The 13566-nt window shown below is 59.1% G+C and carries 15 protein-coding genes; all 15 read left to right on the top strand.

Features of this window, described 5'->3' with window-relative positions; genetic code table 11:
* The first annotated feature begins 78 nt into the window (after positions 1 to 78).
* The 15 genes from iscU (at position 79) to der (ending at position 13376) form a co-directional block, all read left to right on the top strand.
* Positions 79 to 465, top strand: a complete 387-nt coding sequence (gene iscU, locus LOY68_RS26005; protein WP_003443374.1) for a Fe-S cluster assembly scaffold IscU — start codon at positions 79 to 81, stop codon at positions 463 to 465.
* Between the two features lie 34 nt (positions 466 to 499).
* Positions 500 to 823 carry an iron-sulfur cluster assembly protein IscA gene (iscA, locus tag LOY68_RS26000; protein ID WP_054045385.1) on the top strand — a complete coding sequence of 108 codons (324 nt, stop codon included), beginning with the start codon at positions 500 to 502 and terminating at the stop codon, positions 821 to 823.
* An 8-nt stretch (positions 824 to 831) separates the two neighbouring features.
* The gene (gene hscB, locus LOY68_RS25995) at positions 832 to 1353 is read left to right on the top strand and encodes a co-chaperone HscB (RefSeq protein ID WP_054045383.1); all 522 of its coding nucleotides are present in this window, start codon (positions 832 to 834) and stop codon (positions 1351 to 1353) included.
* A gap of 51 nt (positions 1354 to 1404) precedes the next feature.
* Complete coding sequence (gene hscA / locus LOY68_RS25990) at positions 1405 to 3270, top strand: Fe-S protein assembly chaperone HscA (RefSeq protein WP_265040742.1); 1866 nt, start codon at positions 1405 to 1407, stop codon at positions 3268 to 3270.
* A complete protein-coding gene (gene fdx / locus LOY68_RS25985; protein ID WP_054045379.1) occupies positions 3270 to 3611 on the top strand; it encodes an ISC system 2Fe-2S type ferredoxin in 342 nt (113 codons plus the stop codon). Before hscA ends, fdx begins: the two co-directional genes overlap by 1 nt.
* A gap of 16 nt (positions 3612 to 3627) precedes the next feature.
* Positions 3628 to 3828, top strand: a complete 201-nt coding sequence (gene iscX / locus LOY68_RS25980) for a Fe-S cluster assembly protein IscX (protein ID WP_059403384.1) — start codon at positions 3628 to 3630, stop codon at positions 3826 to 3828.
* A gap of 196 nt (positions 3829 to 4024) precedes the next feature.
* Entirely contained in the window at positions 4025 to 4450 is a 426-nt protein-coding gene (ndk, locus tag LOY68_RS25975; protein ID WP_007916882.1) for a nucleoside-diphosphate kinase, read from the top strand.
* Between the two features lie 28 nt (positions 4451 to 4478).
* Positions 4479 to 5621, top strand: coding sequence for a 23S rRNA (adenine(2503)-C(2))-methyltransferase RlmN (rlmN, locus tag LOY68_RS25970; RefSeq protein WP_054045377.1), 1143 nt, complete (start codon positions 4479 to 4481; stop codon positions 5619 to 5621).
* Positions 5622 to 5638: 17 nt separating this feature from the next.
* The gene (gene pilW, locus LOY68_RS25965; RefSeq protein WP_054045376.1) at positions 5639 to 6397 is read left to right on the top strand and encodes a type IV pilus biogenesis/stability protein PilW; all 759 of its coding nucleotides are present in this window, start codon (positions 5639 to 5641) and stop codon (positions 6395 to 6397) included.
* Positions 6397 to 7422: a helix-turn-helix domain-containing protein gene (locus tag LOY68_RS25960; RefSeq protein ID WP_265040729.1), complete on the top strand. Its 1026-nt coding sequence runs from the start codon at positions 6397 to 6399 to the stop codon at positions 7420 to 7422. The genes pilW and LOY68_RS25960 overlap by 1 nt, the downstream gene beginning before the upstream one ends.
* 3 nt (positions 7423 to 7425) lie before the next feature.
* Positions 7426 to 8535: a flavodoxin-dependent (E)-4-hydroxy-3-methylbut-2-enyl-diphosphate synthase gene (gene ispG / locus LOY68_RS25955; RefSeq protein ID WP_054045372.1), complete on the top strand. Its 1110-nt coding sequence runs from the start codon at positions 7426 to 7428 to the stop codon at positions 8533 to 8535.
* Between the two features lie 23 nt (positions 8536 to 8558).
* Positions 8559 to 9848: a histidine--tRNA ligase gene (hisS, locus tag LOY68_RS25950; RefSeq protein WP_163912252.1), complete on the top strand. Its 1290-nt coding sequence runs from the start codon at positions 8559 to 8561 to the stop codon at positions 9846 to 9848.
* A gap of 40 nt (positions 9849 to 9888) precedes the next feature.
* Positions 9889 to 10530 carry a tetratricopeptide repeat protein gene (locus LOY68_RS25945; RefSeq protein WP_163912255.1) on the top strand — a complete coding sequence of 214 codons (642 nt, stop codon included), beginning with the start codon at positions 9889 to 9891 and terminating at the stop codon, positions 10528 to 10530.
* Positions 10523 to 11674 carry an outer membrane protein assembly factor BamB gene (gene bamB, locus LOY68_RS25940; protein ID WP_054045367.1) on the top strand — a complete coding sequence of 384 codons (1152 nt, stop codon included), beginning with the start codon at positions 10523 to 10525 and terminating at the stop codon, positions 11672 to 11674. The genes LOY68_RS25945 and bamB overlap by 8 nt, the downstream gene beginning before the upstream one ends.
* A 232-nt stretch (positions 11675 to 11906) precedes the next feature.
* Positions 11907 to 13376 (top strand): ribosome biogenesis GTPase Der, encoded by a 1470-nt coding sequence (der, locus tag LOY68_RS25935; RefSeq protein WP_054045364.1) that lies wholly within the window; start codon positions 11907 to 11909, stop codon positions 13374 to 13376.
* Positions 13377 to 13566 lie beyond the last annotated feature (190 nt).

Below are 13566 nucleotides of genomic sequence, written 5' to 3'. Positions count from 1 at the left end.
GTCGCCGCAAATCGGCCCTGTAAACCGCGGTTTGCGGGGCTTCAAGAGCGACTCTCTGATGAGTGAGGATTAAGAATCATGGCTTACAGCGAAAAGGTCATCGACCACTACGAGAACCCGCGCAACGTCGGCAAGATGGACGCGGAAGATCCGGATGTCGGCACTGGCATGGTCGGCGCCCCGGCGTGCGGCGACGTGATGCGTCTGCAGATCAAGGTTAACGAGCAAGGCATCATCGAAGACGCCAAGTTCAAGACCTATGGTTGCGGTTCGGCTATCGCCTCCAGCTCCCTGGCGACCGAGTGGATGAAAGGCAAGACTCTGGATGAAGCAGAGACCATCAAGAACACTCAGCTGGCCGAAGAACTGGCCTTGCCGCCAGTGAAAATTCACTGCTCCGTACTCGCTGAAGACGCTATCAAAGCGGCCGTTCGCGATTACAAGCAGAAGAAAGGCTTGATCTGACTTTCAAGATTTGGCGACGAGTAAGGAGTCACCGATGGCTATCAGCATGACAGAAGCGGCAGCTCAACACGTGCGACGCTCCCTCAACGGGCGCGGCAAAGGTGAAGGGATTCGTCTGGGTGTTCGCACCACAGGCTGTTCCGGCCTTGCCTACGTGCTGGAGTTCGTCGACGAGGTGGTTGCAGAGGATCAGGTGTTCGAAAGTCACGGCGAGAAAGTGATTATCGACCCGAAAAGCCTGTCTTACCTGGACGGCACCGAGCTCGATTTCGTCAAGGAGGGGTTGAACGAAGGCTTCAAGTTCAACAATCCCAACGTACGCGGTGAATGTGGCTGCGGCGAAAGCTTCAACATCTGAGGCTGCGCGTGGGTACTCCTTGTCATTTCGCTTTATTTGAACTGCAGCCGAGCTTCCGTCTGGATCTCGAGCAGTTGGCCACGCGCTATCGTGAGTTGGCGCGCGGTGTTCATCCAGACCGCTTTGCCGACGCTCCCGAGCGCGAGCAGCGGCTGGCGCTCGAGCAATCCGCGAACCTCAACGAGGCTTACCAGACGCTCAAAAACCCCCCGAAACGCGCGCGTTATTTGCTCGCCATGGGTGGTCGCGAGTTGCCACTGGAAGTCACGGTGCATGATCCGGAGTTTCTTCTGCAGCAGATGCAATGGCGCGAAGAGCTCGAAGACCTGCAAGACAGCGCCGACCTGGCCGGCATTGCCGTGTTCAAGCGTCGCTTGAAAGTTGCGCAGGATGAACTGAACGAAAGCTTCGCAGCCTGTTGGGATGATGCTGCGCAACGTGAGCAGGCCGAACGCCTGATGCGGCGCATGCAGTTCCTCGACAAGCTCACCTACGAAGTGCGCCAGTTAGAAGAGCGCCTCGACGATTAACCCAGTGCCGCTCCGGTCGCACGCCTGATATACAGATAAGTCCTGATTACGATGGCCCTACTGCAGATCGCCGAACCCGGCCAAAGTCCTCAACCGCACCAGCGTCGTCTGGCTGTGGGGATTGACTTGGGCACTACCAATTCGCTGGTCGCTGCATTGCGCAGTGGTCTTTCCGAGCCTCTGGCTGACGACAACGGCCAGGTCATCCTGCCGTCTGCCGTGCGCTATCACGCCGATCGCGTGGAAGTGGGCGAGTCCGCCAAGCTTTCAGCCGCTACCGATCCCTTGAACACCGTGCTGTCGGTCAAGCGCTTGATGGGTCGTGGTCTGTCCGACGTCAAGCAATTGGGCGATCAACTGCCATACCGCTTTGTCGGTGGCGAGTCGCACATGCCGTTCATCGACACCGTGCAAGGCCCGAAAAGCCCGGTTGAAGTCTCCGCCGAAATCCTCAAGGTGCTGCGTCAGCGTGCCGAAGCGACGTTGGGTGGTGAATTGGTCGGCGCGGTGATCACCGTTCCCGCCTATTTCGACGATGCTCAGCGTCAAGCCACCAAGGACGCGGCCAAACTGGCCGGCCTGAACGTGCTGCGTCTGCTCAATGAGCCGACCGCCGCTGCGGTGGCTTACGGTCTGGATCAGCACGCTGAAGGCCTGGTCGCGATTTATGACCTGGGCGGCGGTACTTTCGATATTTCGATTCTGCGCCTGACTGGCGGTGTGTTTGAGGTGTTGGCTACCGGTGGCGACAGCGCCCTGGGCGGCGATGACTTCGATCACGCGATCGCTGGCTGGATCATCGAGAGCGCCGGTTTGTCCGCCGACCTCGATCCGGGTGCGCAACGCAATCTGCTGCAAACCGCGTGTGCGGCCAAAGAAGCGCTGACCACTGTGGCGAGCGTTGAAGTCGCTTACGGTGACTGGAAAGCCCAACTGACCCGCGAAGCCTTCGATGCGCTGATCGAGCCGATGGTCGCCCGCAGCTTGAAAGCCTGCCGTCGCGCCGTGCGTGATTCCGGCGTGGAGCTGGAAGAAGTGCACGCCGTGGTCATGGTCGGTGGTTCGACGCGTGTTCCTCGGGTTCGCGATGCGGTTGCCGAAGCCTTCGGTCGCCAACCGCTGACCGAAATCGATCCGGATCAAGTGGTAGCCATCGGTGCTGCGATCCAGGCCGATACCTTGGCTGGCAACAAGCGCGATGGCGGCGAATTGCTGCTGCTCGACGTGATTCCGTTGTCCCTGGGGCTGGAAACCATGGGCGGCCTGATGGAGAAGGTGATTCCGCGTAACACCACCATCCCCGTCGCCCGCGCCCAGGATTTCACCACGTATAAAGACGGCCAGTCGGCCATGGCGATTCACGTCTTGCAGGGTGAGCGCGAGCTGATCAGCGACTGCCGCTCCCTGGCCCGTTTCGAACTGCGCGGCATTCCGGCAATGGTGGCCGGTGCGGCGAAGATTCGCGTGACCTTCCAGGTCGATGCCGACGGTCTGCTCAGCGTCGCGGCCCGCGAACTGGGTTCAGGCGTGGAAGCCAGCATTCAGGTCAAGCCGTCCTACGGCCTGACCGACGGCGAAATCGCCAAGATGCTCAAAGATTCGTTCCAGCACGCCAACGACGACAAGGTCGCCCGTGTGTTGCGTGAGCAACAAGTCGATGCCCAGCGCCTGATCGAAGCGGTGCAGGGCGCCCTCGAAGTCGATGGCGAGCGCCTGCTCGACGCCGAAGAGCGCATGGTCATCGAGATGCAAGTGCAGGAACTGACCGAATTGATGAAAGGCACCGATGGTTATGCCATCGAGCAGCAGACCAAGCGTCTGTCGCAAGTGACCGATGCCTTTGCTGCCCGCCGCCTGGACTCGACGGTGAAAGCCGCGCTGGCGGGGCGCAACCTGAATGAAATCGAGGATAACTGATGCCGCAGGTCATTTTTCTGCCACACGATAAGTTTTGCCCGGAAGGCATGGTTGTCGAGGCTGAGCCGGGGACTTCCATCCTCGAGCTCGCCCATGAGCACCATATCGAGATGGAAAGCGCCTGTGGCGGCGTCTGTGCGTGCACCACGTGTCATTGCATCATTCGTGAAGGCTTTGACTCGCTGGAAGAAGCGGACGAACTGGAAGAAGATTTTCTTGATCGGGCCTGGGGTCTGGAAGCGCAATCGCGTCTAGCCTGTCAGGCACTCGTCGGAAATGAAGACCTGACCGTCGAGATTCCGAAATACTCGCTCAACCATGCAGCTGAAGCGCCGCACTGATTCAAGGAAGTGTTTTATGAGTCTGAAATGGGTTGATGTGCTGGAAATCGCGATCCAACTGGCTGAATCCAAGCCAGAAGTGGACCCGCGCTACGTGAACTTCGTCGATCTGCACAAATGGGTGCTGGCATTGCCGGAGTTCAGTGATGATCCGACCCGCGGTGGCGAGAAGGTGCTTGAAGCCATTCAGGCCGCCTGGATCGAAGAAGCAGAGTAGGAGCTGACGAGCGAAGCGAGGCTGCGATCTTTTCCCGATGCCACTTGAATCTCAAGCGCAAAATCAGGATCAAAGGATCGCAGCCTTCGGCAGCTCCTACAGAGGCCGCGACCTTACTCAGTTAGGCAATACCAAAGAACCCGCGTATAATTCGCGGGTTTAATTTTTCACAAATTACCGTTTCTGGAGTTACACCATGGCTGTTCAACGTACTTTCTCCATCATCAAGCCTGACGCTGTTGCAAAAAACGTTATCGGCGAGATCACCACTCGTTTCGAAAAAGCTGGCCTGCGCGTTGTAGCTTCGAAACTGAAGCAACTGTCCAAAGCCGAAGCTGAAGGCTTCTACGCTGAGCACAGCGCTCGCGGTTTCTTCGGCGACCTGGTTGCTTTCATGATCTCCGGCCCGGTTGTTGTTCAGGTTCTGGAAGGCGAAAACGCTATCGCTCTGAACCGTGAACTGATGGGCGCTACCAACCCTAAAGAAGCTGCTGCCGGCACCATCCGCGCTGACTTCGCTGATTCCATCGACGCCAACGCTGTACACGGTTCGGACTCCGAAGCCGCTGCTGCTCGCGAAATCTCGTACTTCTTCGCAGCTACTGAAGTAACCACTCGCTAAGCATTGGCTTATGAGTGAAGGTGAATCCATGACTACATCGACTGTAAAAACTAACCTGCTGGGTCTGACTCAGCTGGAAATGGAAAAATTCTTCGACTCAATCGGGGAGAAGCGTTTCCGTGCCGGTCAGGTAATGAAATGGATTCACCACCTAGGCGTCGATGATTTCGACGCCATGACGAACGTCAGCAAAGCCTTGCGCGACAAGCTCAAGGTGATTGCTGAAGTTCGCGGTCCTGAAGTGGTCAGCGAGGACATTTCCACCGACGGCACCCGTAAGTGGGTGGTGCGCGTGGCGTCCGGCAGCTGCGTCGAGACCGTCTACATTCCCCAGGGCAAACGCGGCACTCTGTGCGTTTCGTCCCAGGCAGGCTGTGCCCTGGATTGCAGTTTCTGCTCCACCGGCAAGCAAGGTTTCAATAGCAACCTCACCGCCGCCGAAGTCATCGGCCAGGTGTGGATTGCCAATAAATCGTTCGGCAGCATCCCGGCGACCGCCGACCGTGCCATCACCAACGTGGTGATGATGGGCATGGGTGAGCCGCTGCTGAACTTCGACAACGTCGTGGCCGCCATGCATCTGATGATGGATGACCTGGGCTACGGGATCTCCAAGCGCCGCGTAACCCTGTCCACTTCGGGCGTGGTGCCGATGATCGATGAGCTGTCCAAGCACATCGACGTGTCCCTGGCGTTGTCGCTGCACGCACCAAATGACGCATTGCGTAACCAATTGGTGCCGATCAACAAGAAGTATCCGCTTAAGATGCTGCTCGAGTCGTGCCAGCGCTACATGTCGTCCCTGGGCGAAAAGCGCGTGCTGACCATCGAGTACACCTTGCTCAAGGACATCAACGACAAGGTTGAACACGCGGTCGAGATGATCGAGTTGCTCAAGAACATCCCGTGCAAGATCAACCTGATCCCGTTCAACCCGTTCCCGCATTCCGGGTATGAGCGTCCGAGCAACAACGCGATTCGTCGTTTCCAGGATCAGCTTCACCATGCCGGCTTCAATGTCACTGTACGTACCACCCGTGGTGAAGACATCGATGCCGCGTGTGGCCAATTGGTAGGGCAGGTGCTGGATCGCACCCGTCGCAGCGAACGTTATATCGCCGTGCGCGAGTTGAGCGCCGAGAACGATATGGCGCAGAACGCCGCGAAATAAATTAAGAGAGGATCTCTATGTCCCTGCGCTTTGCGCTGCTTGTGCTGTTGGCCAGTCTTTGTGCTGGTTGTGTCCTGTCGGGCGATTTCAACCCGATGAAGACCAGCAAGGGCCGCGATGAAGCGCGTGTTGCCTACGTGCAATTGGGGCTGGGGTACTTGCAGCAAGGGATGACCGAGCGGGCGAAAGTGCCGTTGAAAAAGGCGCTGGACCTGGATGATTCCGACCCTGACGCCAACGCGGCGCTGGGGCTGGTATTCCAGGCCGAGATGGAGCCGGAGCTGGCCGACCAGCATTTTCGCAAGGCGCTGTCCTCCCGTCCCGGCGATGCTCGCATCCTGAACAACTACGGCAGTTTTCTGTACGAAGAGAAACGTTACAAGGAAGCCTACGAACGCTTTGAGCAGGCCGCCGCCGATACCCTGTATCCTGAGCGTTCGCGGGTGTTCGAGAACCTCGGCATGACCGCCTCGAAGCTTGGCCAGCGTGATCTGGCCCAGCAGCAACTGGAAAAATCCCTGCGTTTGAACCGCCAACAACCGCGTGCATTGCTGGAAATGGCTGAGTTGTCTTACGAAGACAGGCATTATGTGCCCGCGCGTGACTATTACGACCGTTTTAGCCTGCTCACCGAACAAAATGCACGTAGTCTATTGCTCGGCGTTCGGCTGGCGAAAGTGTTTGAAGATCGCGACAAGGCCGCCAGTTTTGGCCTGCAATTAAAACGACTCTATCCCGGTACGCCGGAATATCAGCAATACCTGTCGGAGCAATGATGAAAGCGGCGCATCCCGAAGTTGTAGCAGCGAATCGCGTTAACCCCGGTGACACTTTGCGCCAGGCCCGCGAAAGCAATGGCTGGTCGCTGGCCGAAGTGGCCCTCAAGCTCAACCTCACCGTCAATTCTTTGGGCAATCTGGAAGCCGGCGCGTTCGACAAGCTGCCAGGGCACACCTTTGCTCGCGGTTATATTCGCGCGTACGCCAAATTGCTCGGCATGGACCAGACCGTTCTGGTCCAGCAATTCGACCAGTCCACCGGCACCGACTCCCAGGGCAGCAACGTGCATAGCCTGGGTCGTATCGAAGAGCCGGTTCGGGTTTCCCACACTATTTTGCGCATTGTCAGCCTGTTGTTGCTGATGGCGGTGATTGGCGGCGGTTTTGTCTGGTGGCAGGATCAAACCTCACTGCGCACCAAGGACCTGGCCACTTTGGCCCCGGAACACGTTGAAGTCGAAGGTGCCGACGGCACTACCCAGATCCATCCGCTGGACGAGCCGGAAGACCAGGCTGTCGCGGAAGGTCAGACTGAAGCGGGGACCGCCCTCCCGTTGACACAATCCGAGACATCGACTGAAGCACCGGCCGAAGCCGAAGCCACCGCGCCTGCTCCAGCACCTGTAGCCCCGGCTCCAACGCCTGCGGCACCAGTTCACAACGCCGCACCTGTGGTCGCCGCGCCAGCCGCACCTGCACCGGCCGTTCCGGCTCCGACTGCGACTACGACTACTCCGGTTGCCCCGAGCGCTACGGCTCCAGCCGCCGCTCCAGTGGCCGGCCAAGGCTCGGTGCAACTGCTGTTTACCGCTGATTGCTGGACGCAAGTGACCGATGGCAGCGGTAAAGTGCTGTTGAGCGGTCTCAAGCGCAAAGGCGAAAACGTTTCCGTTAGCGGCAAGCCACCGTTTGCCGTGCGTCTGGGCTTCGCCCGTGGTGCGCAGGTCAGCTACAACGGTCAGGTGGTTGATGTCGCTCCGTTCACCAGTGGCGAGACTGCTCGCCTGAAGTTGGGTCAATAAGTCATGCACGGCGAATCTCCAATCAAACGTCGCGAATCCCGCAAGATCTGGGTCGGTAACGTGCCTGTTGGCGGCGATGCGCCTATCGCTGTGCAGAGCATGACCAACAGCGACACCAATGACGTGGCCGCCACCGTGGCCCAGATCAATCGCCTGGAAGCTGCTGGCGTCGATATCGTGCGCATCTCGGTGCCGGACATGGACGCCGCCGAGGCTTTCGGCAAGATCAAGCAACTGGTCAAGGTGCCCTTGGTTGCCGACATCCACTTCGACTACAAGATCGCGTTGCGTGTAGCCGAGCTGGGCGTTGACTGCCTGCGCATCAACCCGGGCAACATCGGTCGTGAAGATCGCGTGCGTGCGGTAGTGGATGCCGCCCGTGACCGCGGGATCCCGATCCGTATCGGCGTGAACGCCGGTTCCCTGGAAAAAGACCTGCAAAAGAAATACGGCGAGCCGACCCCGGCTGCACTGGTCGAGTCGGCTTTGCGTCACGTCGAGCACCTGGAACGCCTGAATTTCAAGGACTTCAAGGTCAGCGTGAAGGCTTCCGACGTGTTTATGGCCGTCGCCGCCTACCGCTTGCTGGCCAAGGAAATCGTCCAGCCGCTGCACCTGGGTATCACCGAAGCGGGTGGTTTGCGTTCAGGCACGGTGAAATCCGCCGTGGGCCTCGGTATGCTGCTCGCCGAAGGGATTGGCGATACTATTCGCATCTCGTTGGCGGCTGACCCGGTCGAGGAAGTGAAAGTCGGCTACGACATTCTCAAATCCCTGCACTTGCGTTCCCGTGGCATCAACTTCATCGCCTGCCCGAGCTGCTCGCGGCAGAACTTCGATGTGGTCAAGACCATGAACGAGCTGGAAGGGCGCCTTGAAGATCTGCTGGTGCCGCTGGATGTCGCGGTCATCGGTTGCGTGGTCAACGGGCCGGGCGAAGCCAAGGAAGCCCATATCGGCTTGACCGGCGGTACGCCAAACCTGATTTACATCGACGGCAAGCCGTCGCAGAAACTGACGAATGAAAATCTGGTGGATGAGCTTGAACGCTTGATTCGCCAGAAAGCGGCCGAAAAGGTCGAAGCCGACGCAGCGGTTATCGCGCGCGGCTGATCGAACGAATTTAAGGATTGATAGTGAGCAAGTCTCTGCAAGCCATACGTGGCATGAACGACATCCTGCCCGAGCAGACGCCCCTGTGGCGTCATTTCGAGGGCACCGTCTCGCGTTTGCTGGATAACTACGGTTACAAGCAGATCCGCATGCCGATCGTCGAGTTCACCGAGCTGTTCAAGCGCTCCATCGGTGAAGTGACCGACATCGTCGAAAAAGAGATGTACACCTTCGACGATCGCAACGGCGACTCCCTGACCCTGCGCCCTGAAGGCACGGCGGCCTGCGTGCGTGCGGTGCTCGAGCACGGCATCACCGGCGGCGGCCAGGTGCAGAAACTCTGGTACATCGGCCCGATGTTCCGTCACGAGCGTCCACAGAAAGGTCGTTATCGCCAGTTCCACCAGATCGGCGTGGAAGTGTTCAACCTCGACGGTCCGGATATCGACGCCGAGCTGATCGTGCTGACCTGGCGCCTGTGGGGCGAGCTGGGCATCCGTGATGCGGTCAAGCTTGAGCTCAACAGCCTGGGCACCAGCGAGTCTCGTGGCCGTTATCGCGAAGCCCTGGTCGAGTTCCTCTCGGCACACCTGGACAAGCTCGACGAAGACAGCCAGCGTCGTCTGAAGACTAACCCTTTGCGGGTTCTGGATACCAAGAACGCCGAGACTCAAGCGGTATTGGTCAACGCGCCGAAAATGGCCGATTACCTCGACGAAGAATCCCGAGTGCACTTCGAGGGCCTCAAGGCTCGCCTCGACGCTGCCGGCATTCCTTATGTGATCAACCCGAAGCTGGTTCGCGGGCTGGATTACTACAGCAAGACCGTTTTCGAATGGGTCACCGACAAGTTGGGCGCCCAGGGCACCGTGTGTGCCGGTGGTCGTTACGACGGTCTGGTGGAGCAGATGGGCGGCAAGCCGACCTCGGGCGTTGGTTTCGCCATGGGTATCGAGCGTCTGGTGCTGCTGCTGGAAACCCTGGAGCAGATCCCGCAAGAGATCTCCCGTCAGGTCGACGTCTACCTCTGCGCCTTCGGTGAAGCTGCCGAGCTGGCCGGTCTGACCCTGAGTGAACGTGTGCGTGACCAGTTGCCCAACCTGCGCCTGCAAGTCAATGCCGGCGCCGGCAGTTTCAAAAGTCAGTTCAAGAAAGCCGACAAGAGCGGTGCGTTGTATGCGCTGATCCTCGGTGACGACGAGATGGCCCAGCAAGTGGTAGGTTTCAAACCCCTGCGTGGCCAGGGCGAACAACAAAGCATTGCCTGGGATGCGCTCGCTGCACACCTGGCCACCTGCGTCGTGCAGGGTTGAAGCTGTCAAACAGCCGATTTAGCGATTAAGGAGTATTGGGGTGTCGAGTACCGAAGACGAACAACTGGCGGATTTGAAGGACTGGTGGACACGTAACGGCAAGCCCCTGGTCACTGGCGGCCTGTTGGCGCTGGTCATCGTGTTCGGCTGGCAGGCCTTTCACAAGTATCAGAGCAATCAGTCGCAAGGCGCCTCGATTCTCTATCAGCAACTGCTGGAAACCACGCTGACGCCTGACGGCAAGCCAGACGCAGCCCGGGTTTCGGACCTGGCCGGCAAGCTCAACAGCGAGTTCGGCGGTTCTGCTTACGCGCAATACGGCAGCCTGTTCGTGGCGAAAGTCGCGGTCGACAGCGGCAAGCTGGACGACGCAGCCACCGAGCTGAAAGCCATCGCCGACAAACCGGCCAACCCGGCGCTGGGCGAAATCGCCCGTCAGCGTCTGGCGCAGGTCCTGGCGGCGCAGAACAAGGTCGAAGAAGCCCTGAAACTGCTTGAAGGCGATGCCGACAAGTCGTTCCTGGCCACTCGCGAAGAACTCAAGGGCGACCTGCTGGTGCAGTTGGGTCGTACTGACGAAGCGAACACGGCGTATCAAAAAGCCAAGGCAGCACTGTCGGATGAAGCGGCAGTCGGCGGCCTCCAAATCAAGCTGGACGACCTGGCCAAAGGGGATGCGTGACGTGATCCGTTGGAAACATGCAGCATTGCTGGCTCTGGCCATTTTGGCCGCGGGTTGCAGCAGCAACAGCAAAAAAGAATTGCCGCCGGCCGAGCTGGTCGATTTCAAAGAAGAAGTCGTCCTGCAGAAGCAATGGAGTCGTTCGATCGGTGACGGTCAGGGCGAAACCTACAACATGCTGGTACCGGCGATCGATGGCAGCACCATCTTTGCGGCCGACGTCACTGGCGTGATCGTGGCGATGGACCGCAACAATGGCGACGTCAAATGGAAGAAAGATCTTGAACTGCCTGTCTCCGGCGCCGTTGGCGTAGGTTACGGTCTGGTCACGATCGGTACGCTCAAGGGCGAAATCGTTGCCCTGGACGCCACCAACGGTGAAGAGAAATGGCGCGCTCGCGTGTCCAGCGAAGTCCTCGCACCGCCAGCCAACAACGGCGACGTTGTGGTGGTTCAGACCCAGGACGATCGTCTGATCGGCCTGGACGCTGCGACCGGTACCCAGCGCTGGTTGTATGACAGCACTCCGGCCGTCCTGACCCTGCGTGGCACCAGTGCGCCAGTCGTCACCAACCGCCTTGCGGTGGCTGGCCTGTCGACCGGTAAAGTGGTCGCTCTCGATATTTCCAACGGCGTGCCGGTGTGGGAACAACGGGTTGCGATTCCACAGGGTCGTTCGGAACTGGAACGCGTGGTCGATATCGACGGCGGTCTGCTGTTGTCCGGCGAAACCCTGTACGTCGCCAGCTACCAGGGTCGCGTCGCGGCACTGGACCTGCAAAGCGGTCGTCAGCTCTGGCAGCGTGATGCTTCCAGCTATGCCGGTGTCGCCCAGGGTTTTGGTAGCGTCTACGTGAGCCTGTCTTCGGGCACCGTTGAAGGCGTCGACGAGCGTTCCACCACAGCCTTGTGGAGCAACGATTCGCTGGCTCGCCGTCAACTGTCGGCTCCGGAAGTGTTCTCCAGCTACGTTGCAGTCGGCGACATGGAAGGCTACCTGCACCTGCTGAGCCAGGTGGACGGTCGCTTCGTCGGCCGCGAACGCATCGACAGCGATGGCCTGCGTGCCCGTCCGCTGGTGGTGGGTGACACGATTTATGTTTATGGCAACAGCGGCAAACTGGAAGCCCTGACCATTAAGTAAGAACTATGCTTGGGTTGATCCCAAGCGGCTTCACCTGTGGGAATGAATGTGGGAGCGAGCCTGCTCGCGAAGGCCGTCAACGATTACGTTTGCGGCCTGGATGAACGCGGTGTCCAAGCGTTTTTCGCGAGCAGGCTCGCTCCCACAACAAGCCCGCAGTGATTGCCCCGAGCACCAGCCGCTGCCTCGCAGCGGCTTTTGTATTTTCTGAAATAACGAAGTGGAGAGCCGCATGGTTCCCGTAATCGCCCTGGTGGGCCGACCGAACGTCGGCAAGTCCACCTTGTTCAACCGCCTGACCAGGACTCGCGACGCCATCGTCGGCGACTTGTCCGGTCTGACCCGTGATCGCCAATACGGTGAGGCCAAGTGGCAAGGGCGTTCCTACATTCTGGTCGACACCGGCGGTATCTCCGGTGACGAGCACGGTATGGACGAAAAAATGGCCGAGCAGTCGCTGCTGGCCATTGAAGAAGCCGATGTCGTTCTGTTCCTGGTAGATGCCAAGGCCGGTTTCACCGCCGCCGACCAGATGATCGCCGAGCATTTGCGCAAACGTAACAAGCGTTCCTACGTGGTTGCCAACAAGGTCGACAACATCGACCCTGAAATGGCCCGCGCCGAGTTCGCCCCGTTGGGCATGGGCCACGCGATTCCGATCGCCGGCGCCCACGGTCGTGGCATCACCCAGATGCTCGAAATCGCTCTGAGCACCTTCCCGAAAGACGAAGAAGAGCCAGAAGAAGGCGATGAAGAGATCGTTGCCGAAGGCGAGGAAGCCAAGCGCATTCCTGGCCCAAGCGAAAAAGACGGGATCAAGATCGCGATCATCGGTCGCCCGAACGTCGGCAAGTCGACCCTGGTCAACCGCATGCTCGGTGAAGACCGGGTCATCGTGTACGACGAACCTGGCACCACTCGCGACAGTATCTACATCCCGTTCGAGCGTAACGACGAGAAGTACACGCTGATCGACACCGCTGGTGTGCGCAAGCGCGGCAAGATCCACGAAGAAGTTGAAAAATTCTCCGTGGTCAAAACCCTGCAAGCGATCAAAGACGCCAACGTGGTGATCTTCGTGATGGACGCCCGTGAAGGCGTTGTGGACCACGACCTCAACCTGCTGGGCTTTGCCCTGGAAGCGGGTCGTGCACTGGTTATCGCGATCAACAAGTGGGACGGCATGACGCCGAGCGAGCGCGACTTCGTAAAAGTCGAGCTGCAACGCCGGCTGTTCTTCGTCGACTTCGCCGACATCCACTTCATCTCGGCCCTGCACGGCACTGGCGTGGGTAACCTCTACGCTTCCGTACAGAACTCGTTCAAGTCCGCGGTCACCCGCTGGCCGACCAACCGCCTCACCCAGATCCTGGAAGATGCGGTCGGCGAGCACGCGCCACCGATGGTCAACAACCGCCGGATCAAGCTGCGTTATGCCCACTTGGGTGGCGCGAACCCGCCGATCATCGTGATTCACGGTAACCAGATCGAGAAGGTGCCGAAGTCTTATGTGCGGTATCTGGAAAACACTTACCGTCGTGTCTTGAAGCTGGTCGGTACGCCGATCCGCATCGAGTTCAAGGGCGGCGAGAACCCGTACGAAGGCAAAAAGACCACGCTCACCGACCGTCAGGTCAACAAGAAGCGCCGCATGATGTCGCACCACAAGAAAGCCGACAAAAAGCGCCGCGATAAGAAATAGAAGTAGTTTTTGATCGTTCCCACGCTCCTGCGTGGGAATGCATCCCGTGACGCTCTGCGTCACATTCGCGGTGGACGCAGAGCGTCCATGGCGGCATTCCCACGCAGAGCGTGGGAACGATCAATATAGAGAGGGCGCCAGCAGGCGCCCTTTTTTTATGGGCGCCGTTTGGGCTATCCTCGGGCTCTCC

The sequence above is a fragment of the Pseudomonas sp. B21-053 genome, assembly GCF_026016365.1.
Classification (GTDB): Bacteria; Pseudomonadota; Gammaproteobacteria; order Pseudomonadales; family Pseudomonadaceae; genus Aquipseudomonas; species Aquipseudomonas nunensis.
Note: the sequence above shows the minus strand (reverse complement) of the source record. Positions and strands in the feature narration are given on the sequence as shown.